This window comes from Mucilaginibacter flavus (assembly GCF_030409315.1).
Classification (GTDB): Bacteria; Bacteroidota; Bacteroidia; order Sphingobacteriales; family Sphingobacteriaceae; genus Mucilaginibacter; species Mucilaginibacter flavus.
In genome coordinates this window covers 209,247-234,733 of the sequence record NZ_JAUFPS010000012.1, presented here as the reverse complement: position 1 = coordinate 234,733, position 25,487 = coordinate 209,247, and the positions used below count along the sequence as shown (strand labels likewise).

Genomic DNA, 25,487 nt, shown 5'->3' with positions numbered 1-25,487 from the left:
TATGTAAAGGCTTAAACCTGGCGGCTTGTCATAACCCCGTCAGTTTAAGCCTTTTTGGTTTATATAAACAAGCTTTATTATCAATATGGTGTAACATAAGGGGGATATGCGGCGTTAATAAAATATTGGCACATAATTAGCTATGTAAATTAATGTTCACAGCTAAAATAACAACCCGGTAAGTAAACCTTTTCCCTTTTGTTAAGTTATAGATGTGCATTCACAATATTTCATTTTAAACGTTATGCATATTATTTTATTCCAAATCGCCGCACTGCTTGCCGTAGTTATTCTGCCTATATTAATTATACGTGCCAGAACCACACGTAAAAAGCCCAAAAAAGTTACCAAATACAGAATTGATACTGATACCACCTACGCCCGTTACGCCATCAACGAGAATGGTTTCCTGGAAGAAATTAATCAGGATAAGCTATCAAAACACCGGTACTAATCCAGACAAATGCAAAACGGGCTGTCCTTATTTAAGGACAGCCCGTTTTGCGTTTGTAGTATCAAGTAGTAAGATTTTTTCTTGTCTTACTGGTTCCTGTCTTACTACTTGATACTTACTACTAATTACTTGATACTAAATCTGCCTTATATGCTCCGCTTAATTCATCGGCGCTCGGGCCGTAGCTGCCGGGGATGGGAATATCGAGCAAGCGTAAAAATACACCCAATTGCGCGCGGTGATGTACCTGCTGGCACAACGCTACCCTGATGACGCCAATTTTGTTATAACGTTGTAAAACCTGGTCGCCATTGCTTAATATCCAGGGTTTTAATAACTCTTCTTCGGTAGTGCTTTCCAAAGCGGCCTTTCCCTGGGCCAGTGATTTTTCAAAAATGTCCAGTAAATCCTGGGTTGTTTCTGCTTTGCCCGGGTTGTAAGGGCTTTCGGCAAAGTTTAGTCCATCGGTGTGTACGCCAAGTGCAACCCAGTTGGGTACATCGGCAATATGAATGGCAAGTGTTTCAATATTCATGCTTTTAGGGTGTGGCTGCCATTTAAATTTATCTGCCGGTACAATTTCAAGCATTTTACGGGTGGTTTGGGCTTCCTGCTCCAGTTCCTTTAATAACATTGGGATGATTTCCATAGCTTTTTTTGTTTTTTGATTATGATTCAAAGTAACAACAGCGTAGTGACAGCCCTATGTCAGCAGGTTTTCAGGGACGGAAAATAAATTTTATCATCGATCAATTTATCATCCCGTAGCTTATATTTAAGCAATTATTAACCAATGTTATGAGGAAATTATTATTAGTGCTATTGTTAATTTATAGCAGTCTGGCCAATGCCCAGCAACGCAAAAAAGTGGTGATCATGCTTACCTACGATGACGCTATAGCTTCCCAGTTAAACATCGCCATACCACAACTGGATTCTATGGGTTTTAAAGGTACTTTTTTCCTTATGGGGAATATTAATAAGGTCAACATCCCGCAATGGCGGCAGGCGGCTTTAAAAGGACACGAACTGGCTAACCATTCTCTTTATCATCCTTGCCTGCTTACCACAGTAAAAGCCAACCAGGCAAATAACTCGGGCGCTTATACGGTATATATGATGATCCGTGAAATTGGCGAAATGAATAACCTTTTGTTCGCGGTGGATGGCAAAACAGGGCCGCGCACTTACGCTTACCCGTGTACCGAAGTTTCGGTTGGTGGCGTAAATTATGTCGACTCGTTGAGGAAGGCGGGTTTAGTTAAATATGCCCGCATAGGCGGGGGGGACGATGCCATTATAACTGCCGGTACAAAGATAGATCCTTTACTGGTACCGGCCTGGGGAGTGCCTGCGGGTGTTACCGGCGATGAACTCATAGCTTACGTTAAAAAGGTACAGCAAAGCGGTATTGCCGGTGTGTTGATGTTTCATGGCGTTGGCGGCGATTACATTACCACGCCGGCAGCGGCGCACAGGCAGTTACTGGCCTATTTAAAACAACACCAGGATGAAATTGAAGTAACCACTTTTCAGCAGGGGATGGATGGGGTTGCCGCTGCAAATCACAATTGATAACATTGGTTTCTCCAATTATAATCATGAAACGTATTTTAACCTGCCTGCTATTTATTTTGCCTGTTGTTTGCCTGGCGCAAACCCCCATTGTTGAAAGTTTAACTGCCGAATACCTGGTTAATCCAATCGGTATGGATATTTCCCATCCCCGGTTAAGCTGGAAGATAGCAACAGGCCAAAAGAATACCTTACAAGAGGCCTACACCATTGTTGTATCTACAGATGCCTCTTTTTCGTCGGCAAAAACGGTTTGGAATACCGGTAAGGTTAGTTCAGATTCGTCGGTACTGATTACCTATAACGGCGCTGCTTTAAAATCGGCCACACGTTATTACTGGCGTGTAAAAATATGGGATAACCATGGTCACGCCTCTGCCTGGAGTAAACCTGCCTATTTTGAAACGGGCTTTTTTAATACCACCGACTGGACGGCCAGCTGGATTCAGCCCAAACAGGATAGCAATCGTTTACAACCGGCCCTGATGCTGCGCAAGCCGTTCAGTACCACAAAGAAAATAGCCTCGGCCCGGGTGTATGCTACTTCCCGCGGTTTATATGAATTATACATTAACAGCAATAAAGTAGGCGACCAACAACTTACTCCCGGCTGGACAGAGTATAAAAAACGTCTGCAATACCAGGTATACGATGTAACCGCCATGCTGCAGCCCGGCGATAACGTAATTGGTGCCATGATTGGCGAAGGCTGGTTTAAAGGCGAACTTGCCTATAAAAGCAACTGGGGCTTTTGGGGCAAAAAATTGGCTTTATTATGCCAGCTGCAAATTACCTATACCGATGGCTCAACAGCTGTAGTTAATTCTGATGGATCATGGAAAGCCACTCAAAACAGCCCGGTAACGCTTAATGGTATTTACGATGGCGAGGATTATGATGCCCGTAAAGAAATACCCGGCTGGGCAGCCAAAGGTTTTAATGATGCCGCCTGGATGCCTGTTGATGTTATTAATGCCGATAAAAAAATATTGGTTGGCGTACAAAGCGTACCGGTGCGTCGCATTGCAGAATTAAAGCCCATCGGTATTTTTAAAAGCCCAAAAGGTACGCAGATTATAGATTTTGGGCAGGATATGACCGGTTGGGTACGCCTTAAGGTTAACGGCCCCGCCGGTACGCACATTAGGGTAAGACATGCCGAGGTGCTGGATAAATTTGGCGAGTTTTATACCGAAAACCTGCGCAGTGCCACCGCCACACTCAACTATACCCTTAAAGGAGGCGGTACCGAAATTCACGAACCGCACTTTACATTTTTTGGTTTCAGGTATATAGCCATTGATGGTTTCCCCGGCGAGATTAAGCCCGAAAACTTTACCGCTGTAGTGGTACACTCAGATATGGCCGCCACCGGGCAGTTTACTTGTTCAGATACCATGATCAACAAACTACAGCACAACATTCAGTGGGGCCAAAAGGGTAATTTTGTGGATATCCCTACAGATTGTCCGCAGCGTGATGAGCGTTTGGGCTGGACGGGCGACGCCCAGGTGTTTAGCCGTACGGCTGCTTATAACATGAATGTAGCGCCATTTTTTGCCAAATGGATGAAGGATGTAGCTGCCGATCAGTTTGCCGATGGCGGTATCCCTTTTGTGGTGCCAGATGTTTTGCAAACCAACCACGCTACATCTGCCGGCTGGGGCGATGTATCTGTTATTGTACCGTGGACGATGTACCAGGTTTATGCCGATAAGCGCATCCTGCAAACGCAATACCCAAGCATGAAAGCTTATGTTGATAAAATGGTAAAAAGCGCAGGAGAAAGCCGCATCTGGAAGGGCGGCAGCGTTTTTGGCGACTGGCTGTTTTATCGCCCCGGCATTTACGATTTTTCTGAACCAAATGGCTACACGAACCCAGATTTTATCGCTACGGCCTTTTACGCGTACTCTGCCAAATTGCTAAGCCAATCTGCCGCCGCCTTAGGTAACACTGCCGACGAAAAGAAATACGGCGATATTTTTGAATCAATTAAAAAAGCCTTTATCCGTAACTATATAACTCCAACAGGACGCATTTTTGCCGACTCGCAAACCGGCTACGTTTTGGCCCTTAAGTTTGGCCTGATGCCCGATAGCCTGAAAAGTAAAGCAGCCGCTTATTTGGTTGAGGATGTGCGCAGCCGTAATAACCACCTTTCTACCGGTTTTTTAGGTACGCCTTATTTATGCCAGGTGTTATCGCAAAACGGGCATACCAAGGTAGCTTATGACCTGTTGTTGCAAAAAACATATCCATCGTGGTTATACCCGGTAAAAATGGGGGCTACAACCATCTGGGAACGCTGGGACGGTATTAAAACCGATAGCACGTTTCAGGACAAAAGCATGAACTCCTTTAACCATTACTCATACGGTGCCGTTGGCGATTGGATGTACCAAAACGTAACCGGGATTCAAATTGGTAAACCGGGTTATAAACAGATAATTTTAAAACCGGAACCTACCGCTAAGTTTACATTCGCCAAAGCCACACTCGAAACCATGTACGGGCAAATCCTATCTGCCTGGGATGTAAAAGACAATCAGATGCAGGTTCATGTAATAGTACCGGTTAATACAACGGCCGCGCTTACCCTGCCACAAGCCCATACAGAAGATGTTAAACAGGATGGTAAGGCATTGACAGGTTCGCCAGTAACAGATGCAGATGGGGTAACCGTTCAGCTTGGTTCAGGCGAGTATACATTTACTTATCCCTGGGCGGCGGTGAAAGAGTCGGTGAAGGCCAAATAAACAATATCAATTATTTTGAGCCCCGTTAAAATTCGGTTTTAACGGGGCTTTTTTATGTGCTTTAACTACGTCTTTACTTTCACAATAGGCTTAATTTTAATAAATGTCAAAAAAACAACAAAACCGAAACGTTTTTTATCTTGCTAAATATTATCTTGTATCGCTAAAATTAAAATATTTGTTTTGGCGATGCAGCTTGCGTAAAACACCCCTAACATTGCGCCCGCGATTAAAATGATATGATAGTAGATAACGGTTTACCCGCTGTTGCGAATTTTCTTGATCTCGACCTGGAGACTGATAGGGAATTACAGGAGGTGATTGAGCTAATGGCCGATGTTTGCAAAACGCCCATCGCACTTATTACGCTTTTAGATGAGCATAGGCAATATATTAAGCTTCGCAAAGGTGTGGATGCCCATATTGTTTTACGGCCGCTGAGTTTTTGCACCCACACTCTGCAGCAGGATGATGTTTTGGTGGTGCCGGATGTTTTGCTTGATGAACGCTTTGTAAATAACCCGATGGTTACCGGCGAACCCGGCGTTCGGTTTTATGCAGGTGCCGCGCTGATAAATTCCAACGGACATAAAATTGGCACTATTTGCGTTATTGATACCGTGCCACACCAACTTACCGACCAGCAGCAATTAATACTGAGGATATTGGCAAAGCAGGTAATGAAGGTGATGGAACTTAAGCTTGGTGAAAAAATTCTGAAACGCAACCAAAAAGAGGTAGAGATACAACGCGAATTTATTGATGACGCCAGTATCAGGCTGCGCTCTTTTTTTGAAAGCTCCACCAATTTTCATGTATTGCTGGGTAAAAACGGCGAGATCATCGATTTTAATAAAACCGCTTTCAACTTTGTAAAGGCCGCCCATGGAGTTGACATGAAACGCGGCGATCAGCTTGAAACCTATATCGCCCCATCATTTGTAGAAACTTACCTTGATAGATACTACCTGGCGCTCAAAGGTCATATCTCAAATGAAGTAGGATCAACCGATTACGGCAAACTCGGCATCATTTGGTGGGAAGCTACCTTTGAGCCTGCCCGCGATAAATACAATGATATTGTTGGTATATCGTACATCATCCGTAATGTAACAGACCGGCAAATACGCGAGCAAAAGATCATCGAACAAAACCAGTCGCTGGTAAATATAGCCCATATTCAGGCCCACGAGTTTCGTGGTCCGCTAACCACCATTATGGGCCTCATGAATCTTATCAAAGAGGAAGATTACACCGCGCAGCCCCTGCATTTTCATTTTATGGAAAAAGCCATTTATATGTTAGATGATAAAATCCGCAAGATAATAGGGCAGATAGATAGCAACGTGATAGGCGGGGTGGAAGGGAAAGAGGAATAGCGTTCTATTCTGAACCATATCGACAAGAGTGGTGAAATCCGGCAGCCTGTTCAGTCGGAATGACTAAGCGACGAAAGATTTACGAAGTTTTTAAAACTTCGTAAATCTGGGATCTACCGCTTGCTATGGCGTAATCATCGCCTACACCACCAACTGCTCAAACAACTTCACTAACGTAGCCTCTGCATTGGTACATAATCCCGGGTGCACTTTTGATGATTGTACCACAGTGCTGCGCGTTGCTGTAAGCCAACGGAAGCGCGATGGTTGATCTAACCGGGCGATAGGGCCGCCATTTGGGTCGCCGTTGGTAATGCGCTCTAATGAGGCTATATTATCTTTAAGGCAGTCAAAATCTAAAGCGGGGGCCAGCGCGGTAACGCGGGCGGCATCAAGGTGCAGCATGGCCTTTAAAAACTTTTGTTTGGGGCAGTAAACTATCACGCCTACATTAATAAACTCTTCACGCTCTACCCTGGGTACAACGCGAATTACGGCGTACTCAAATAACAGATCGGGCATGTTGGGCTTCTTTTATAAATATAGCAGATGATGCTATACGGGTTATTAAAAATTGGGTATAAACGTTCCTACGCTCGGCTGGCGTGCCATTGCCAGAGTCGTCGGTCAACCAATCATCAGGGATCAGGTTAACAATGTTGCTGATACGCTCTGACGTTAAGATCTCTCTAAATTCGGCATCTACCTCATCTAATAAAGAAGCTTGCGGCAGCAGCACATGGTCTTTAATCTGCACAAACGGACGTTTAGCCGATTCTCCCCAGTTATGCCAGGAGTGATGGAAATAAAGGGCCGCGCCATGGTCAATTAGCCAAAGTTCTTTATGCCACATCAGCATGTTAGTATTGCGGGGCGTGCGGTCAACGTTGGTTAATAAGCAATCCAGCCAAACAATCTGCGATGCTAATTTGGCATCGAGCGTGTTTACTACGGGATCATAAGTGATGGCCCCCGACAAGTAATGTAGAGCCAGATTTAAACCAACGCTAAATTTAAGCAGGTCCTGGATCTCTTCATCGGCCTCCGAGCGGCCAAAGGCGGCATCAAGGTTGGCAAATACCAGTTCGGGGATTTTCAGGCCCAACAGGCGGGCAATTTCGCCGCCAATCAGTTCGGCAATCAATGCTTTAACGCCCTGGCCGGCCCCCCTGAATTTCAGTACGTATAAAAACTCATCATCACCCTCGGCAATAGCCGGTAACGAGCCACCCTCACGTAAGGGCGTTACGTAGCGAATTACGTTAATGGTGCGTAGTTGTGGTGGAGTGTAATTCATAGAATGGGCGAAAATTAGGGCAAATTTTTCAGAAAACGGTAATGTGATGTTTATTTGCCTTGTGCCAAAGATAAATCCTATTTTGTGCCAATAATCATATGCAGGCATATATTTTAGGAATAGACATTGGTACCGGCAGCACCAAAGCTGTGGCGGTTACCTTAAAGGGTGCTTCACTGGGGATAACGCAACAACATTACGGTATCAATATTCCCCAACCAGGTTACAGCGAGCAAGACCCGCTGATGATCTGGAATGCCTTTGTAAAATGCGTGCAGGATATTGTTTTGAAAATTGGCTATGCCCCCGTGGCGGTAAGCTTTAGCAGCGCTATGCATAGCATTATTCCTGTTGATAAAGCAGGCGCGCCGCTGGCCCCCATGATAACCTGGGCCGATTCAAGAAGCGAGGACATCGCGCAAACATTGAGAGAATCTGCCGGAGCAGAGGAAATCTATCGTACTACAGGCACCGCCATACATGCCATGTCGCCTTTGTGTAAGCTGATATGGCTAAGGGAAAATAACCCATCGCTTTTTAACAAATCGCATAAGTTTATCGGCATCAAAGAGTTTATATGGTTCAAGCTGTTTAATGTTTTTGAGGTTGATTATTCTATCGCCTCGGCAATGGGATTGTTTGATATTTTGAAGCTGGAGTGGAGTATGGAAGCTTGCGCGTTGGCTGGCATTGAAACCGATAAATTATCTGCACCTGTAAACACCACCTACTATCGGGAAGGCCTAAATATCGATTTAGCAGCTTTGCTAAACATTTCAGTAGATACTAAATTTTTTGCCGGCGCAAGTGATGGCTGCTGTGCCAACCTGGGTAGCCATACCACCGGACCGGGCATCGCGGCCCTTACCATTGGTACCAGCGGCGCGGTAAGGATTACCAGCGCTAAACCGGTTTACAATTTTGAGGGCATGACCTTTAATTACCTGCTTAATGAGCAAACCTATGTTTGCGGCGGCGCGGTAAATAACGGGGGCATTGCCATTAACTGGCTGCTCAAAAACTTTCTGCAAAAAGAACAGCTTTCCGGTACCGATTACGATCAATTGTTTAAAACCATTGAAAGTGTACCCGCCGGTAGCGATGGCCTTATCTTTTTACCTTACCTGTATGGCGAACGCGCCCCCATCTGGGATACCAAAACCAGCGGGGCTTACATTAACATTAAACCAAGTCATACCCAAGCTCATTTTTTACGGGCCGCGTTAGAGGGCGTTTGTTTTGCTTTGTACAACGTGCTTAAAACGGTAGAGGACGCCTCGGTTACCATTACCCAGGTAAACATCAGCGGTGGCTTTGTAAGTTCGGCGGTGTGGACGCAGGTGCTGGCCGATATTACCGGGAAAAAGCTGGCTGTATTGCAAAATGAAGACGCGTCGGCAGTAGGTGCTATCTATCTTGCCGCTAAAGTTTTATACTCCGATGATTATGCCAGGCTTACTTCGGTAACCCATCATACTTTTATCCAGCCAAACCTTAACAATCATGAATTGTACAGCAGGGTGTTTGTGATTTTCAAAAAGCTATACCAGGATTTGAAAGGATCGATGCATCAGTTGAACGATTTAGCATGGTAGGGATCTCTAAGATGAACAATGTATCAGCTAAACGATTTAGCTAAAAATGTAGAGACGCAATATTTTGCGTCTCCCAATAGACTTTTTGCTGCCGCGAGTTTAGCGTAGCGTAACTCGTGGTAATGTAATTTAAGTTTTCAACTTAAATTATAAGTAGCTGTTTCTACATAATACTTTTACCTCAGTCCCAACGCCCGCGCAAAGCGGTAACAGCCATAAACAATCACGGGGGCCGCTAATACATCCATAGTATAATGAATGTGCTGTATGAGCAGCATAAACATTACCAGCAGTGTTAATGCAAGTACGATGCGTTTATCATTTTTACGTTCCAAGTTGAAATAAACGATCATAAGGGTAGAGGTATGGCCCGAAAAGAAAAGATCTTTAGTGATAGCCGCATGCCCGTAAAAGTAACTGGTGAGCGGATCAACCAATGGAATAAGACCAACCGGCGGATCGAGTTTTACAAATGTCAGGGTGATAAAACGGGCAATACATACAAATATAAGCGTCCATACATAGCCCATAGCCAATTCCGGCTTGTACAGCGCCCTGATCAGCATGAGGATGCCTACGCCCCATATAATGGCAAAAATGGGCACAGATACATCATAAGCCGGCAAATGGGCCAATACCCTATCATGCAACACAACGCCATGGCGCTGCTCTATCGTTTTGAAAAACGATGGCATAATGTTAATGATGGCCACAATTAACATGGTGGCTATAATGAGTTGAACACGTTTAAGGCTGGTTTTAAAGGCGGCCTCCCAGTTCAGTTTTATTCTATAGAGTGTAATTTGGGTCACAAATAAATCAGGGTAATAATTCGCAAAGTTAATTATTGACGCTTAGATTAATAATATGTTACGTGATTGTTAAGGATATTTTTTTGGTTGGGTTGGAGTGAGTTGATTGGGTTGATTGAGTTGGATTAAGTTTCTGTGAATCAATTTTTTTGTTTTGAGAATTTATTTTCGAATTAATAAAACAAAGTACCTAACCAACCAATCAACAAAAAACTTACAATATATAAATGCAATTTAGTTGCAATTGAATTATCTTTGCGGCATGCATCTTCATAAAACATCGTCCCGGTTGGATAAGATTGGCGTTACCGCGTCCACCATATGCGCTATACATTGCGCGGTAGTGCCGGTATTTATTACAAGCTTACCGTTGCTGGGGATGGGCTTTTTGGCAACACCGTGGATAGAGTGGGGGATGATTCTTTTCGCGCTAATGATAGGCGTTTATTCAATTGGAGGAAGCTATGTTAAGGTGCATCGGAGTTTGCTGCCTTTAATATTATTGATAGCCGGTTTTGGAGTGATTGTACTTGGGCATTTGTTTTTAAATACCGGTACAGAGCGTTATGTTGTACCCTTAGGAGGGCTGCTAATAGCCATAGCGCACGTTGTAAATCAACGCTATGTTGGCGCATGCAGCCATGAAAGTTAAATGAGGGTGCTAAAATCCAAGCTCGCCGTGCTCAATCACTGCCGAATCGCAAATGTAGGTAGGTACAATTCCGGTAGCATGAATCCTGTTTTCGGCATCAACTGCCTGGGTATTGCCCGATAGTACCAGCACAGTATCCAGGCCAAATTTATTACCACCCAGTATATCGGTTTGCAGCGTATCGCCCACCATCACAATATCTTTTTTGCTGATGGGGCCCTGCTCGCGCAGCAAATCATAAGCAAACATAAACATCTGCGAATCGGGCTTGCCAAAGCGGATAAATTCTTTGCCAACAATTTTTTCTATCATACTGGCCAAACCGCCTACGGCAATTGACACGTCATTTTTGCTTAGCGGGTAGGCGTGATCCGTATTGGCAACTATGGCTGGAATGGTACGTTTGCGAAGAATGTTTACCGCTTTATTAAGATCCTCAAACCAATCAAAACCCTCGTCATCCAAAAATATCAGCGCGTTAACTTTATCAATATTGCTGGCGTCTATCTGGCTCACCGGCAAGGTATGCAGGCCCGAACTATCAATATAATGTGCAGAATCCGGCGTGCCCAAATAGGCTACGATCCCATCGTTTACCTTTAGATCAAGGTACTCTTTAGTGAGCATGCCCGAGGATATGATATGATCTGGCGTAATGGCCTGCAACCCCTTGATATTATAAGACTCTGCCAGCTGCGCCGGACTACGGGATGCATCGTTGGTAACAATATAATAATCCTTCTTTTGCTGATCAAGGTAAGCAAAAGTGTTTTCAATACCCGGCAACAGGCCCTTATAGTTCTTTAACACCCCGAAGGCATCAAAAAAAACAACTTTATACCGGTCAATAATGGATTTAAAGTTGTCTATTTTGTTCATAGTAATGGATTATGCTGTTCAAGCCGCAATATGCTGAAAATATTAAGCCAATGTTTATTTTAATTTAAGTGCTTCAATGATTTTTTCGGCATCAAAGTCGCGGTCGACAGATGGCAGGTAAACATTAAAGGCTTCGGCCTGTAGCTTTTCGGCGTATTGTTCGCTAAAAAAGTGCTTGCCATCCTTAATTACATAATTCAGGATAAAAAAGCGGTAAGCTTCTTTCATAAACCTGATCTCATCGGCAGTAAGCGGGTTTACTTTGTGGTACTCTTTCAGGAAAAGGATAAACCTGTCTTCCATCATGGTGTTAATCACGTAGCTAAAAACGGTACGATCACCAACATCAGATACTACACGGCTAAAAAAGTAAAAATCAAGCACGCGATAGCTCATCCTGAACCAGTCATAATCCCAGCGGGAATACAACTCAAGGTTTGGTGTAACCGAAAAATTGCCAATATTCCAATCTATAAACACCGGGATGATCTCAAATGAGCTCATATTATATTTCGACCGGTTTTTCATAAACGTATCGCAGTGATACTTCAAAAAATCGGCCTGCATGGCGGTCCCAAACTGTTTTTCGTTGGTATCCAACTGGTGCAATAAAGACGATATATCTGTACGAAGCGTTTTTGATGATTTGGGCAGTACATTTTTTACCCTGGAACAAGCCTTATGAAATTTACCAACCTGTTGCCCAAGTTTTTTGATATGGTTATCATCCAACCTGCGTGGCAAACGGTTTAAGATACGTGTAGGATTATAAAAAACAACCCATGCATCGGTTTTACCATGCTTGTAATGATATATGTAAACACGGTTGTTTTTAAGTAACGAGCGAGCCAACAGGTTTTCAAAAGGATAAAGCAGGTTATTGGCTAAGGTTTGGATAATACGGTGATCTTCCTTAAAATGCTCAAATTTACCGAAGTACGAAAGTTTGGCTATAATGATATCATCGTCATCAAAAGTGATCCTATATACATGGTTGGTTGATACCATGGCGCTGATGTCCTCAATAAGTTTAATTGTTTTAGACGCGTCATAACCTTCCCATGCTTTTTTAACAATTAAAGAAAAGTCCATTTCAAAATTTGGTTTATAAAATTTGCGGGTGCAAATGTGCGCAATATTAAGCAAAACTATATAATCTCAAAATACCTTTTCAATTCCCAGTCGGTAACATGTTTGGCGTATTGGCGATGTTCCCAAAGGCGCGTTTGGGTAAAGTGCTCAACAAATCCTTCGCCAAAAAGAGCTTTGGCTATAGGCGAATTTTGCATTTCGGTTGCCGCGTCAAACAAGTTTTTGGCCAGTACGCCGTTCTTTTTATCCTGGTAACCGTTGCCAACGGTGGGGGCTATGTTTAAGGGGAGTTTGTTTTTTATGCCGTATAAACCGCTGGCCAGTGCTGCCGCCATAGCCAGATAAGGGTTGGTATCTGAGCCGGGAATGCGGGTTTCCAGGCGGGTATAGCCAGGAGTGGTATTAATAACGCGCAAAGCGGTTGTGCGGTTATCCATGCCCCATGTGATAGTTGTGGGTGCCCATGCGCCTTCAACAAGGCGTTTGTAACTATTAATGGTTGGCGCGTACATTGGCAATAAATGTGGCATACAATACAGCTGGCCGGCCAGGTAATGTTTATGCAAATCGCTCATTTTATTAACATCATCGGCGTTGTAAAACAGGTTATCTGTTTTATCCTTGCTCCATAAGCTTTGATGAATGTGCCCACTACAGCCTGGCAATGTCTCGTTCCATTTGGCCATAAAAGAGGCCATAATGCCATGCTTATAGGCTATCTCCTTAACAGCGGTTTTAAATAATACCGCTTTATCGGCGGCAGCCAAAACTTCATCGTGCGCAATGGCGGCTTCATACACACCCGGTCCTGTCTCGGTATGCAATCCTTCTATCGGGATATTAAACTGCGTAAGCAGGTTAAATAAATCGTAATAAAAATCGCTGTTTTGTGATGTGCGCAGTATGGAGTAGCCAAACATGCCTGGCGTAAGGGTATTAATATTGGTAAAATCTTTATCGTTGATGCTTTGCGGCGTTTCCTTAAAATTGAACCATTCAAACTCCTGGGCAAACTCGGCATGGTAACCTAAATCTTCGCACTCTTTAACTATCTTTTTTAACAGGCTGCGCGGGCAGGCGGGCAGGGCCGTACCGTTTGGATCGCTGTAATCGGCTAAAAAGAAGGGGATATTATCCTGCCAGGGGATGTGGCGTAAAGTATTTAAATCAACACGGCAAAGCTTATCGGGGTAGCCGGTATGCCAACCGGTTAGCTTAACGTTATCATAACAATTATCGCTGCTATCCCAGCCAAAAACAACATCGCAAAAGCCGTAACCGCTTTTTAATCCTTCCAGAAATTTTTTAATGTGGATAACCTTGCCGCGCAGTACGCCGTCGATATCGGCAAAGGCAAACTTTATTTTCTGGATGTTATTTTCTTCAATATAAGCTTTGATCTGTTCGTAGTTCATGGTGTAATTATAAGGCGGGGTCAGTTTAGCAAGATACCCATTAATGATGTAAACATAAAAAAATGCCCATTGAGTTTACAAGTGTTAATACGAATTTGACCCTACCTTTGTTTAAAGCAATTTTAATGATGAAAGTAACCTGCTCTTATATATTTGTTTACGGAACTTTGCTTATTAACGGCAATAATTACGCGGCTTATTTGCAAAAGCACTGTAAGCTGATAGGTGAGGGAAAAATTAAAGGCCGGCTTTATGATATTGGCGAATACCCCGGTGCTGTAATTGATATCAATGCTAATCAATACATCTATGGCAATATTTACCTTATGGACGATGCCGAAAGTATACTGGGGTTTATTGATGAATATGAGGGCTTAGGCCCGGATGAACCGCAGCCACACGAATACCTCAGAAGTATGGTAGGTATAGAAACCGATAACGGAAGTATCCGCTGCTGGATGTATATATATAACTGGCCGCTTAACGACTTTGTTGAAGTGCCAGGCGGCAAATACCTGGCATATACAGCCGGGAAAATTTAACACAAAAAAATCCCCTGATTTTTGCAAACCAGGGGAAAGTAGTAGTTATATGCGGGGGATTAAACTTTAGCAGTTTTAACAGTTTTGATGATAACCGCGGCAACTTTGTATGGATCGGCAGCTGAGTTAGGGCGACGATCTTCTAAGTAACCACTCCAGTTATGATCAACAGCGTAAAGAGGGATGCGGATAGAAGCACCACGATCTGATACACCGTAGCTAAAATCATGGATTGAAGCTGTTTCGTGTTTACCGGTTAAGCGTTGATCGTTATCAGCACCGTATACAGCGATACACTCAGCAACTGCAGGACGGAAAGCCTCGCAAACTGCTTTAAATTTCTCTTCGCTGTTTGCAGTACGTAATAAAGTGTTTGAGAAGTTAGCGTGCATACCAGAACCATTCCAGTCTAATTGACCAAGCGGTTTACAATGCCAGTTGATTGATACGCCATAGCTTTCGCCAATTCTTTCTAATAAATAACGTGCAACCCAGATTTGGTCACCAGCTTCTTTAGCGCCTTTAGCGAAGATCTGGAATTCCCACTGACCTGCTGCTACTTCGGCGTTGATGCCTTCAACGTTTAAGCCTGCTTCTAAACATACGTCTAAGTGCTCTTCAACAATTTCGCGGCCGTAAGCATTGTTTGCGCCTACAGAGCAATAGTATGGGCCTTGTGGGGCAGGGTAGCCACCAGCCGGGAAACCAAGTGGTTTGTTGGTTTTAGGGTCCCATAAAAAGTACTCCTGCTCAAAACCAAACCAAAAATCATTATCATCATCCTGGATAAGGGCACGACCATTTGATTCGTGAGGCTGACCTTTTGAATCTAAAACTTCGCACATTACCAGGTAAGCGCTTTTTCTCTGTGGATCAGGGCATGTAAAAACTGGTTTTAAAATACAATCAGATGAACCACCTGGTGCTTGTTCAGTTGACGATCCGTCAAAGCTCCAGTTATCCAGATCTTCTACTTTACCGCTGAATTCTTTTACAATTTTTGTTTTGCTACGTAGGCTTTGTGTTGGTTTGTAGCCATCAAGCCAAATGTACTCGAGTTTAGTTGCCATTTTTTAATTAATTACTAAAGTTGGGGTTCAAATGATAGTTTTTGTATTAATCTCGCCAATTAATAAGGCGAATTTAAATTAATTTTACAAAAATCACTATGATTTTGCGTTTTTTTTATAATTTTTTTCAACAAACAGCTTCTTTTAGCGGCAAATGCGTAATAATTAACAGAATAAACAGTGTATTTAGTAAAATGATATTTTTAGGCGTTGTTGAGCCTTTGTTTTTGCTAAAAATGCAAAATACTGACTTTTATGTATGGAAATAAGCCCGAATTTAGTATTATTTGGGTTTGAAAGCCTTAATCTTTTTCGCTTAACTTTTCAGATACGTTCTTAAGGTTTTTATCTAACTCCTCGGCCGAATGCTGTAAAAAACGTTGTATTTTGAGTAACTCTTCTTTGGTTTCAACATCCTTTGAAAGGTCAAGCAGACCCAGGATGTTTGATAAGTGGTTGCGTACTTCGTGCGAGTTAATGGTAGCCAGCTCTTGTTTTTTGGCAGCAAACAACAGCTGTTCATAATGTCTTTTTTGCCTGCTGCTACGATAAAAAATAGCTACAATAATAACAGCTATAACAGCAAGCGCTATAGCAAACAGCATCCATAAACGCTCGCGCTGGTATTTTAGCAAGTTTACGTAATAAAGGTTTTGCACCTCATTTATTTTTATCTGCGATGATTTATCGCCCACCTGCGATAGGTTGGCAATATTTTGCTTTAACTCCCCTAAAGCCATCTTGTAATTGTTGGTTGCCAGCTTATCGTCGTTTTTATGTTCGGCAATTTGGGCAAGCATTTCGTACAGCTGGTATTTTATTTCGGGGTGATTTACTTTTGATTGCTGGTCAAGTTGCCTGTCTACCCAAACTTTGGCCGAGTCTACCTCTCCGTCGCTAAGATATGCGCGGGCAAGTAATTGTTCTTCAAGTTCGCTTTTAACATATTGCTTATCCTTAAACAGGGCGTTAATTTCATCTATGGCACCTTTATAGTCGTGTTTTAACAGGCTTAAATAATAACCCGTGCGTTTTTGATAGGTGTGTAGCTTGTAACTTTGGTTTTTAGGTCCCAATAACTTTTCATGGCATAACTTTAGCGAATCATAGTTTTTTGTTCGGAAGTAATTCTCTGCTTTATTATAGGTAATTAAGCTTAGTATATTTAGCCTTACTATTTTGTTATCATCAATAAGTCGCTGCGCCTGGTCAAGGTAAGATAACGATTGACTGTACAGGCCGCTTTTATAATAAATATCAGATATGTTAACATTTAACAAAGCCTCTAAGTAAGGGTTGTTCAATTTTTCAACTTCTTTTTTTGCCCACCCATAACTTGATACCGCGCCTATAGAGTTGCCCTCATCGGTTTGAACAAAGGCAAGGTGTGTAAAGTAATCAAAAAGCAAAAGATGATCGTTGTCTTTATGCGCTTCATCAATTGCCTTTACCAACGCGTTTTGTGATTCTGGTAGTTTAGAGAGCCTTCGCTGAAAAATACTCTCCATAAAGTATATAATAGATTCTTTATGCTCTAAATTATATTTTGTAAAGGTATCGGCAATGGCAGCTTTCTTGGCTTCCAGTTGCGGAAGGGGGGCACTTTGAAAAAAAGTTTTGATGTACTTAATCACCTTTGTTTCGCGTTTTTCCTGATCCTGGAGCAAAACGTAATTAGTAAGGCTATCCGTGGTTACATGGGCCTGGGCGTAAGTTGCTTTAAATAAGCAAATAAACAATAAGATAGGGGTAAGTCGCAGTATTTTCAACGTGCAGGCAATTTATCATAAAATTACATTTGTTAACGAATAAACCAAATAGGAGTAGGAAATTAATCAAATAACCGCCACATATTTTCAATTTAAATATTAACGCCGATATTAAAATAATGATAAATAATGTTAAAAGTTTCGTAACAAAAAAGATACGATTCCGTTAAAGGGGTGTAATGAAATATTCCTATAAGGAATATTTCAAAATAGTTATCTTTGTAAACTTAAATTTTATTATGAAAAAGATTACACTTTTATTACTGGCAGTTGTTGCCATCGGTTACTCTTCATGTACCAAAGAAAGCGGCGTAAAACCTGCTGCTAAGGCTACCATTAATGGTGTTGCATCCTTAAAAAAGGATACCATTACTGATAGGTCAAGGGTTACATTGAGAAGAGACACTATTACAGACAAATAGTATGACCCCTTAAAATTTCTTGAGAATTTGATGGTTATTTAACTATCAAATTTCTCAAGGAGTTTTAAAAGCGTTTCAAAGTCCTTAGGGTAAGGCGCATGGATGGTTATTTCCGTTTCGGGATTTATTTTAAAAGTAACCTCATAAGCATGCAATGCAAATCTTTTCATGATCGGAAGTTCTTCCTGATCTTTACCTAAATGGTATTTCCTTTTTATTTTCGATAAAAAAACAGGTTCGCCTTTGTACATATCGTCGCCGGCGATAGATGCGCGTTGGGTTGCCAGGTGTATCCTGATCTGGTGCATACGGCCGGTTACCGGCCTGCACTCTACCAATGTATAATGCTTAAAATATTTTAACGATTGAAACCAGGTTTCGGCGCGTTTACCGTCCTGCCTGCTAATGGTTACGTTGCCTTTGCCTACATTTAGTATGGGTAAATCAACCAGTAAGCCATCAAAAGTATGGGTGCCATCTATTACAGCATGGTACACCTTTTTTACCTTACGTTTCTCAAATTGCATAGAAACCGAACGGTAGGCCTCGGGGTTTTTGGCGATAATTAACGCGCCCGAAGTCTCCTTATCCAAACGGTGGCATATCTGGGCATCATCCCAATATCCTTTTGCCAGGCGTAATAAGTTTACCTCGCCGCCTTCGCGCTCATCAAGCGAGCTTAAAAACGGTGGCTTGTTTACTACAATCACATCATCATTCTCAAACAATATCAGGTCGGCAAATTTCGGAAACTTCATATTTTGTGTATAGCCGGCAAAAATACGGTTTATAATTTAAACAGTTAATAATGTATCAGCTTATTAAGGGCGCATTTGTTAACCTACTGTAAAACAAAGTTTAAATACATGGGTTATCATACAAAATAAAACATTTACCTATTAAATAAAATATCATGAGCACTAACGCAACCAAACCAGAAGAAAAGGGCTTTTTTGAAAAGGTTAAAGAAACTATAGAAGGACTTTGGGATAGCACCAAGGAGACTGCCGAAGATGTAAAAGAAGCTGCCGGAGAAAAAATTGAAGATATTAAAGAAAAAGTTACCGCTAAGAAAGAAACTGTAGCTAAAAAAGCTGTTACAGCCAAAGCCGCTGTTACTAAAAAGGCCGATGCCGCAGCTGATAAAGCAAAGGCAAAAGCCACCGAGGTAAAGACCAAAGCCGCCGAAAAAGCCAAAACAATTACTGCCAAAGCCAAGGATGAAACCGCCGTAGCGAAAAAATCGGCTGCCGATGTTAAGACTAAAGCCGATGCGGAAGCTAAAAAGATTACCGCCAAAGCAAAAGACGCTATTGCTGATACTAAAAAAACAGTAGCTGCTAAAACTGCTAAAGCCGCTACCGCGGTTAAGAAAAAAGCTGTTGCAGCTAAATAAACGTAACCGTAATTGATTACAAAAAAAGTGGCAGCTCAAAAACTGCCACTTTTTTTGTTTTAACGAATAAGGATTTCGAAACCTGGCTCATTCAAACCTGTGTTTAAAACCAGGAAGCTGTCTTCATCTTTTTTAAATACCGAAAAGCATTTTGTATCGATGAGTTGTATCCCTGATAATTTGAACCCGGCGGAAATGAGATTATTCTTAAACTCATTGTAATTATCTTCCTCACTCATCTGGTAAATAAGTTGGGGACTGCCATTTGGCAAAATTGCTTTTATCAGCATAAAATCAATATGCCCGCCCTTTCTGGGCTGAAAATACCAGGTACCTGATTTTGTTTCACCGTGGTGTGTTTTGACCATATACCCCCTTTTGCTTAAAAAGTTGGTGATAGCCAAACTGTCATTTAACCGGTGAATGATGATAAGTTCCTGAGGTGTTAATAATGCGCGGTTTTTAACTTTATGCGCTACAGACAATAAGGTTAGCATAGGTAAAATAATTATATGGTTTTTCTTCATGATTGTATTCAACGAAGATGCCATGCAGGATACTATTCCACATACCCGTTAAAAATTGCGACTGGGGTGAAAGATTTTTTTAACTTTTTTATTTTAAATGTAGACTTTACATTTATTTTTCTACTTTTGAAATATCAATGGCAATAACCAATTGCCTTAAGCCAAAAAAACCTGGATATATAACATAATGGAAATTAATAATTTTGATCTTAAAGAGCATCCGCACAGTCGTTTAAATATTTTAACAGGCGATTGGATATTGGTATCACCGCATCGTACAAAACGCCCGTGGCAGGGCAAGGTTGAAGCCACCCAGGCAGATGAACGCCCGGCCTACGATCCGCAGTGCTACCTTTGCCCAACCAACAAACGCGCGGACGGCAGCGAAAATCCCGACTACAAAGCGAGTTTTGTATTTACTAATGATTACTCGTCATTGTTGCTCAACACGCCTGAGGGCGGTTTAAATGATGATGAACTGTTGGTAGCCAACAGCCAGAAAGGTATTTGCAGGGTTATCAGTTTTTCGCCGCGTCATGATCTTACCTTGCCCCAGATGGAAACTGCCGCTATAAGGAAAGTGGTAGATGTGTGGCAAACGGAGTTTGAAGATCTTGCCTCTTACCCCTGGATCAAACATATCCAGATATTTGAAAACAAGGGCGATATTATGGGTTGCAGCAATCCGCATCCGCACGGGCAAATATGGGCGCAAAACAGCATCCCGGTTGAGGTAGCCAAAGAAACGCAGCAGCAAAAAGCCTATTTTGAGCAAAAAGGCCGCAGCCTGCTTGCAGATTATGTTGCCCTTGAACTTAAACGCCAGGAACGTATTATATTTGAAAATGAACATTTTGTGGCTTTAGTTCCTTTTTGGGCAGTTTGGCCTTATGAAGCCATGATTGTAAGCAAAAGGCACATCACCAGTATTGTTTACTTTACCGACGAAGAGAAAACAGCATTGGCCGATGCCATTAAAAGGCTAACCGTACGTTATGATAATATGTTTGAAACATCGTTCCCGTATTCGGCAGGGATGCACCAATCGCCGGTAAACATGGGCGATCAGCCTTACTGGCATTGGCATATGCATTTTTATCCGCCGTTGTTACGTTCGGCCACGGTGAAAAAGTTTATGGTAGGCTACGAAATGCTGGCTAACCCGCAACGTGATATTACAGCCGAATACGCGGCAGATAGGCTTAGAAACCTAAGCGAGGTACATTATAAGGTTAAAGCTTAAGCAATTATTTAAACCAATATAAACCATCTATTTTATGAATCACTTATTTAAAAATCTATCATTGATGATATTGCCCGCCTGCCTATCTTTGGCAGCCTGTAATCAAACATCAACCCAAAACAAAACAACCACTATGGCAGACAGCACAAAAACGGATAGCACCAAGGGGCCGGCCGCGGCTTTTGAAAAAACAATTGACGGCAAACAAACCCACCTGTACACTCTAAAAAATAAAAATGGTGTTACTGCCACATTTACCAACTATGGCGGCCGTATAGTGAGTTTGCTGGTACCCGATAAAACAGGTAAGCTTACCGATGTTGTTTTAGGCTACGAGAGTGTGGATGGCTTTATAAACTCAACCGAGCCTTATTATGGCGCTACCATAGGCCGTTATGGTAACCGTATTGCTAAAGGACATTTTAAGTTAGATGGTAAAGACTACCAGTCATCTATCAATAACCCGCCAAATACGTTGCACGGTGGTAAAAACGGTTACCAAAGCGTTGTTTGGGATGGTAAACTGATTGATTCATCAACCCTGGAGCTAACTTACCTTTCAAAAGATATGGAAGAAGGTTTCCCCGGTAACTTAACAGTTAAGGTTACTTACAGCTTAACCGATAACAACGAGTTTAAATGCGTTTACGAAGCACATACCGATAAAAATACCGTAGTAAACTTAACCAACCACGCGTTTTTTAATCTGAACGGCGAAGGTAGTGGTACTATTTTGAATCACTTGGTACAGGTTGATGCTGATAACTATGTCCCGGTTGACGCGGGTCTGATTCCTTTAGGTAAAATTGAACCGGTAAAGGGCACGCCATTTGATTTCACTAAACCAGAAACCATTGGCAAAAGAATTAACGACGATAACGTACAGTTAAAAGACGGCAAAGGCTATGATCATAACTTTGTGTTAAACAAACATGATTTAAGCACCCCGATTGCTACCGTCATCGGCGATAAAAGCGGTATCAAAATGGAAGTATTTACCGAGGAGCCAGGCTTACAGTTTTACAGCGGCAACTTTATGCAGGCAAAAAACGCTATGAAACGTGGTATTAAAGACGAGTTCCGTACCTCTTTCGCTATGGAAACCCAGCATTACCCGGATTCGCCCAACCAACCGTCATTCCCATCAACAGAGTTGAAACCGGGCGAAACTTACAAAACACAATCATTATACAAGTTTTCGGTAGTAAAATAACCGGCAACTATCAGCTATAAAAAGGTTCTGCCATTGAGGTAGAACCTTTTTTGTAACTCGTAAAAATAAATAAATCTTGCACCAGGCTTTAAAGTTTGCATGAACAGTTTGTCGCTATCAATACGATGGAAATTGTTCCAGGTAAAATATTACCTGGTTGTGGTGCTGTTGTTATGTGTAAAACTCTGTTTTAGCCAGGCGGGCAATAAGCCGCTGGTAACTATTAACTCATTGCCAATAAGCGCATGCAAAGGGCAGCCTGTTAAATTTACCGCCACTATAACCAATTCGGGTACGTTGCCGGTTTATCAATGGCAGGTGAATGGTGTTAACGCCGGTAGCAATCAAAATACATTTACAAGTACATCATTATCAAACGCGGATGTAATAGAGTGCAGCGTAAGTTTTGGGCTTAATGGTGCGGGAGGGATGGTTAACAGTAATAAGCTTACCATTACTGTTATATCGCCGCCACAAATTATACAGCAGGATATGGCTATTTGCCCCGGAAGCACTGTGGTGCTGCAGGCCGATGTTTCTGGTGCAGCCTATGCTAAATATAAACCGGTTGATTTTGCCAACCAGTTTAATTTTAACATCGCGCAAAACCCTATTGCAACCAGTATTTTTAACTGCCCCACCGGCAATGTATCTTTTAACGGCGTCCCATTTATATTACACCCCTGGAGTGATGTTTACACCGGCTGGAATGCTTACTTCGCCACAGGTAATGACCCGCGAAATCTACAGATTCCGGTAAACGAGGACGGGGTGGTTGGTATCAATATCCTGGCAAATACTTATTATGGCCGGCCCGGACCTACTTCATATGTAAAAGCCAGTTTTTGGGCAAATGGAGTTGTTGTATATCACCAGGATTTAATTGGCGATGAGGATATCCGCGATTTTAACAGATCGAGCTATACCAATAATATCAACAACACCACTACTGTAAATGCCTGGCAATCGCCCAGCGGGCAAACCCGTTTGGATAATGTGCATATTCAAATGCCGGTGCCAACGCGTATTGATAGTATTGTGTTTAATGATAATGGTGGAAACGGGCAACGTATATTCATTATGGCGGCCACGGTCGAAAAAAAGCCCCTGTCTTTAAAATGGTCAACCGGCGAAACTACTTCCTCTATTACTGTTAACCCTACGCAGCCCACAACCTATTCTATAATGGCCAACAATGGTGTGGCCAATTGTGGCAGTAGCATCAACATAAGCATGACTACACCCTTGGTTCCCTCGGTAACAATTAGCGAGTCGGCTGGCAGTGTGTGCAGTGGCTCGGCAACTACCTTCACGGCGGTGCCGGTTAACGGTGGCGATACCCCCGCTTATCAATGGCAGGTTAACGGCGCAAACGAAGGCACAAATGATGCTATGTTCACCACCAATACTTTGGCTGATGGCGACCTGGTGAAGTGCCTCATGACCAGTAATTCGCCCTGCATAACTACGCCTACAGTGACCAGCAACGCCATTGCCGCGTCTGTTTTACCATTGCCACAAGTTGATGCCGGTAACGATATTGTTATTCATTATGGTGACCATACACAGCTAAATGCTACCGTTACCGGCGATGTGCAGTTTATGCAATGGAGCCCTGCCGATGGTCTTGACGATGTCACCGTGCTTAAGCCTGTTGCAAATCCTTTGACTACCACTAAGTACACCTTGTTTGTACAAACAAAAAATACCTGTACGGCATCGGCTACTGTAACCGTGAAAGTATTGCCGCTTGAGGTTGTCATTCCTAATGCAATCAGCCCCAATCACGATGGCGTTAACGATGTGTGGGATATTAAACACCTCAATGAATTTGCTACCTGTACAGTAAAGATATTTAACCGGTATGGTCAACAGCTTTTTTCTTCGGTTGGTTATGCCCAGCCCTGGAATGGTACCTATAAAAACAAGCGCTTGCCACCAGCCACCTATTATTACGTTATTGATTTAAAAGACGGCAGCCGGATCAGATCGGGGTATGTAGAAGTGATTTATTAAGGCGAGTGCGTGGATTTATAAAGGCGTAAGCAATTGCTCTTTTAATTCAAAATTCAAAAGTAAAAATTCAAAAAAAGCTTTTGTGTGGGCATTGTGTGTGATGACGGCTTTAGGCTTAGTTCTGTCCAACATTTGTTAGTAAAATCATTTCCTGTGCTACCCTATAAATTGTGGCTTAAAAAGCGTACCTTTGCGCCATTATTTTCTTGAAAACAAAGGGCTTGATTTTTAGTGCTTTCGGCTTCAACGACAATAAATAAAAAATTAATAGAATGAAAAAAATTGTCGACTACAGAAAGCTTTTAGACGTTACCGAAGCTGCCGAACTACAGGAATTAAAAACCAACTACAGGAATATGATGAAAACCTGGCATCCGGATAAGTTTCAGGATGAGAGCAGGGTAGAGGCCGAAGAAAAGAGTAAAACCATTATTGAGGCCTACCATTTTCTGGTGAGCATTGCCCCCGAAACCCGTAACCAAACGTTAGAAGCGTATACCGCAACCACCACGTTATCAAACATAGCCGATTTTGAATACAAATCTCAGGTGCTTACCGTTACCTTTTTAGATGGTAACACTTATGAGTACTTTGATGTGCCTAAAGCCGTTTATGTAAAGCTAATCAATGCCGATTCGCCGGGAAGATTTGCCCGCCGCCACATCTATAACGAATACGTTTACAGAAGCGCAAGCAAGTTAGTAGCAAACGCATAGTTAGTGAGTGGTGAGTGGTGAATAGTGAGTGGTTTTCAATTACCTAATTAACTACTCATCATTCACAACTCACCACTCATCTGTTATTTAGCTTTTCAAAATCTTCAATGGTATCTATGTCAATTGCTCCTAAGGCAAAGGGTACGGATACCACATCATCGGGATAAAGGCCGATAAGTTTTTTTGCACCTTCCTGGCCTTGCAGTTCCTTTAAATGCCCAAAATAGCTTTGGCCAAATAAGGCGGGTACCCCTAAAGTGTTTTTATATTCGCAGGCTACTATTCCATGGTCATTTTCGGCTCTGCGTTCGGTGAGTTGATACAGTAAGAAAGGGTCAACAAAAGGCTGATCGCACAACATCAGGATCACTGATGTTACCAGTGGTTCCAATCGTTGAATTTCTGATATGCCTTGCCTGATAGAGGTTGACATGCCTTCACTCCAATGCGGGTTATAGGTAATGTGTATCTGCTGATCTGAGATGCTGGGCCGTATTTCACCCTCGTTGGCTCCCAATACCACCAATACACAATCGCAGCAGGCAGATGTGATGGCGGTTTGAATAGCCCGCTGTAATAAAGTTTTACCCTGGTAAACCAGGTTTTGTTTAGGCGATCCGAAGCGGCTTGATGAGCCCGCGGCAAGTATAATTATCCCCGTCAT

The 25,487-nt window shown here is 42.5% G+C and carries 25 protein-coding genes; 13 read left to right on the top strand and 12 right to left on the bottom strand.

Going from position 1 to position 25,487, the window contains the following annotated elements; genetic code table 11:
- The first annotated feature begins 244 nt into the window (after positions 1–244).
- On the top strand, positions 245–454 hold the full coding sequence (locus tag QWZ17_RS03700; protein ID WP_290303580.1) for a hypothetical protein: 210 nt from the start codon (positions 245–247) through the stop codon (positions 452–454).
- Positions 455–575: 121 nt separating this feature from the next.
- On the opposite strand, the gene QWZ17_RS03695 is transcribed toward QWZ17_RS03700, so the two are convergent.
- Positions 576–1,103 carry a DinB family protein gene (locus tag QWZ17_RS03695; RefSeq protein ID WP_290303579.1) on the bottom strand — a complete coding sequence of 176 codons (528 nt, stop codon included), beginning with the start codon at positions 1,101–1,103 and terminating at the stop codon, positions 576–578.
- A gap of 149 nt (positions 1,104–1,252) precedes the next feature.
- Here QWZ17_RS03695 and QWZ17_RS03690 point away from each other — a divergent pair, with 149 nt between their 5' ends.
- The 3 genes from QWZ17_RS03690 (at position 1,253) to QWZ17_RS03680 (ending at position 6,167) form a co-directional block, all read left to right on the top strand.
- Positions 1,253–2,029 carry a polysaccharide deacetylase family protein gene (locus QWZ17_RS03690; RefSeq protein WP_290303577.1) on the top strand — a complete coding sequence of 259 codons (777 nt, stop codon included), beginning with the start codon at positions 1,253–1,255 and terminating at the stop codon, positions 2,027–2,029.
- 26 nt (positions 2,030–2,055) lie between these two features.
- Positions 2,056–4,788, top strand: coding sequence for an alpha-L-rhamnosidase (locus QWZ17_RS03685; protein ID WP_290303576.1), 2,733 nt, complete (start codon positions 2,056–2,058; stop codon positions 4,786–4,788).
- 239 nt (positions 4,789–5,027) lie between these two features.
- Positions 5,028–6,167: a GAF domain-containing protein gene (locus QWZ17_RS03680; RefSeq protein WP_290303575.1), complete on the top strand. Its 1,140-nt coding sequence runs from the start codon at positions 5,028–5,030 to the stop codon at positions 6,165–6,167.
- 141 nt (positions 6,168–6,308) lie between these two features.
- Here QWZ17_RS03680 and QWZ17_RS03675 read toward each other — a convergent pair whose 3' ends face one another.
- Positions 6,309–6,689: a DUF3037 domain-containing protein gene (locus QWZ17_RS03675; RefSeq protein WP_290303574.1), complete on the bottom strand. Its 381-nt coding sequence runs from the start codon at positions 6,687–6,689 to the stop codon at positions 6,309–6,311.
- Positions 6,670–7,464, bottom strand: a complete 795-nt coding sequence (locus tag QWZ17_RS03670) for a HipA family kinase (RefSeq protein ID WP_290303573.1) — start codon at positions 7,462–7,464, stop codon at positions 6,670–6,672. Before QWZ17_RS03670 ends, QWZ17_RS03675 begins: the two co-directional genes overlap by 20 nt.
- A 98-nt stretch (positions 7,465–7,562) precedes the next feature.
- Here QWZ17_RS03670 and QWZ17_RS03665 point away from each other — a divergent pair, with 98 nt between their 5' ends.
- Entirely contained in the window at positions 7,563–9,059 is a 1,497-nt protein-coding gene (locus QWZ17_RS03665) for a gluconokinase (RefSeq protein ID WP_290303572.1), read from the top strand.
- A gap of 176 nt (positions 9,060–9,235) precedes the next feature.
- On the opposite strand, the gene QWZ17_RS03660 is transcribed toward QWZ17_RS03665, so the two are convergent.
- Positions 9,236–9,871, bottom strand: coding sequence for a phosphatase PAP2-related protein (locus QWZ17_RS03660; protein WP_290303571.1), 636 nt, complete (start codon positions 9,869–9,871; stop codon positions 9,236–9,238).
- A 262-nt stretch (positions 9,872–10,133) separates the two neighbouring features.
- Between QWZ17_RS03660 and QWZ17_RS03655 the strand changes: the two genes are divergently transcribed.
- Positions 10,134–10,523, top strand: a complete 390-nt coding sequence (locus QWZ17_RS03655) for a MerC domain-containing protein (protein WP_290303570.1) — start codon at positions 10,134–10,136, stop codon at positions 10,521–10,523.
- 9 nt (positions 10,524–10,532) lie between these two features.
- Here QWZ17_RS03655 and QWZ17_RS03650 read toward each other — a convergent pair whose 3' ends face one another.
- The 3 genes from QWZ17_RS03650 to QWZ17_RS03640 are packed head-to-tail and all read right to left on the bottom strand — an operon-like array spanning position 10,533 to position 13,909.
- Positions 10,533–11,402, bottom strand: coding sequence for a TIGR01459 family HAD-type hydrolase (locus tag QWZ17_RS03650; protein WP_290303569.1), 870 nt, complete (start codon positions 11,400–11,402; stop codon positions 10,533–10,535).
- 54 nt (positions 11,403–11,456) lie between these two features.
- The gene (locus QWZ17_RS03645) at positions 11,457–12,494 is read right to left on the bottom strand and encodes a hypothetical protein (protein WP_290303568.1); all 1,038 of its coding nucleotides are present in this window, start codon (positions 12,492–12,494) and stop codon (positions 11,457–11,459) included.
- A gap of 56 nt (positions 12,495–12,550) precedes the next feature.
- Entirely contained in the window at positions 12,551–13,909 is a 1,359-nt protein-coding gene (locus tag QWZ17_RS03640) for a glutamine synthetase family protein (RefSeq protein ID WP_290303567.1), read from the bottom strand.
- 125 nt (positions 13,910–14,034) lie between these two features.
- On the opposite strand from QWZ17_RS03640, the gene QWZ17_RS03635 reads away from it, so the two are divergent.
- The gene (locus tag QWZ17_RS03635; protein ID WP_290303566.1) at positions 14,035–14,451 is read left to right on the top strand and encodes a gamma-glutamylcyclotransferase family protein; all 417 of its coding nucleotides are present in this window, start codon (positions 14,035–14,037) and stop codon (positions 14,449–14,451) included.
- Between the two features lie 59 nt (positions 14,452–14,510).
- On the opposite strand, the gene QWZ17_RS03630 is transcribed toward QWZ17_RS03635, so the two are convergent.
- Both QWZ17_RS03630 and QWZ17_RS03625 read right to left on the bottom strand, forming a co-directional pair.
- Positions 14,511–15,521, bottom strand: coding sequence for a glutamine synthetase beta-grasp domain-containing protein (locus QWZ17_RS03630; protein WP_290303565.1), 1,011 nt, complete (start codon positions 15,519–15,521; stop codon positions 14,511–14,513).
- A 302-nt stretch (positions 15,522–15,823) separates the two neighbouring features.
- On the bottom strand, positions 15,824–17,290 hold the full coding sequence (locus QWZ17_RS03625) for a hypothetical protein (RefSeq protein WP_290303564.1): 1,467 nt from the start codon (positions 17,288–17,290) through the stop codon (positions 15,824–15,826).
- A 239-nt stretch (positions 17,291–17,529) separates the two neighbouring features.
- On the opposite strand from QWZ17_RS03625, the gene QWZ17_RS03620 reads away from it, so the two are divergent.
- Positions 17,530–17,712: a hypothetical protein gene (locus tag QWZ17_RS03620; protein WP_290303563.1), complete on the top strand. Its 183-nt coding sequence runs from the start codon at positions 17,530–17,532 to the stop codon at positions 17,710–17,712.
- A gap of 38 nt (positions 17,713–17,750) precedes the next feature.
- On the opposite strand, the gene QWZ17_RS03615 is transcribed toward QWZ17_RS03620, so the two are convergent.
- Positions 17,751–18,470: an RluA family pseudouridine synthase gene (locus QWZ17_RS03615; protein WP_290303562.1), complete on the bottom strand. Its 720-nt coding sequence runs from the start codon at positions 18,468–18,470 to the stop codon at positions 17,751–17,753.
- Between the two features lie 155 nt (positions 18,471–18,625).
- Here QWZ17_RS03615 and QWZ17_RS03610 point away from each other — a divergent pair, with 155 nt between their 5' ends.
- The gene (locus tag QWZ17_RS03610; protein WP_290303561.1) at positions 18,626–19,108 is read left to right on the top strand and encodes a hypothetical protein; all 483 of its coding nucleotides are present in this window, start codon (positions 18,626–18,628) and stop codon (positions 19,106–19,108) included.
- Positions 19,109–19,167: 59 nt separating this feature from the next.
- On the opposite strand, the gene QWZ17_RS03605 is transcribed toward QWZ17_RS03610, so the two are convergent.
- Positions 19,168–19,605, bottom strand: a complete 438-nt coding sequence (locus QWZ17_RS03605) for a hypothetical protein (protein ID WP_290303560.1) — start codon at positions 19,603–19,605, stop codon at positions 19,168–19,170.
- A 217-nt stretch (positions 19,606–19,822) separates the two neighbouring features.
- On the opposite strand from QWZ17_RS03605, the gene QWZ17_RS03600 reads away from it, so the two are divergent.
- The 4 genes from QWZ17_RS03600 to QWZ17_RS03585 all read left to right on the top strand — a co-directional run bounded on the left by QWZ17_RS03600 (position 19,823) and on the right by QWZ17_RS03585 (position 24,823).
- The gene (locus tag QWZ17_RS03600; protein WP_290303559.1) at positions 19,823–20,878 is read left to right on the top strand and encodes a UDP-glucose--hexose-1-phosphate uridylyltransferase; all 1,056 of its coding nucleotides are present in this window, start codon (positions 19,823–19,825) and stop codon (positions 20,876–20,878) included.
- A 34-nt stretch (positions 20,879–20,912) separates the two neighbouring features.
- On the top strand, positions 20,913–22,091 hold the full coding sequence (locus tag QWZ17_RS03595) for an aldose epimerase family protein (RefSeq protein WP_290303558.1): 1,179 nt from the start codon (positions 20,913–20,915) through the stop codon (positions 22,089–22,091).
- A gap of 99 nt (positions 22,092–22,190) precedes the next feature.
- Positions 22,191–24,107: a T9SS type B sorting domain-containing protein gene (locus QWZ17_RS03590; protein WP_290303557.1), complete on the top strand. Its 1,917-nt coding sequence runs from the start codon at positions 22,191–22,193 to the stop codon at positions 24,105–24,107.
- A 272-nt stretch (positions 24,108–24,379) separates the two neighbouring features.
- Complete coding sequence (locus tag QWZ17_RS03585; RefSeq protein WP_290303556.1) at positions 24,380–24,823, top strand: KTSC domain-containing protein; 444 nt, start codon at positions 24,380–24,382, stop codon at positions 24,821–24,823.
- A 76-nt stretch (positions 24,824–24,899) separates the two neighbouring features.
- Here QWZ17_RS03585 and QWZ17_RS03580 read toward each other — a convergent pair whose 3' ends face one another.
- Positions 24,900–25,487 (bottom strand): nucleotidyltransferase family protein, encoded by a 588-nt coding sequence (locus QWZ17_RS03580; RefSeq protein ID WP_290303555.1) that lies wholly within the window; start codon positions 25,485–25,487, stop codon positions 24,900–24,902.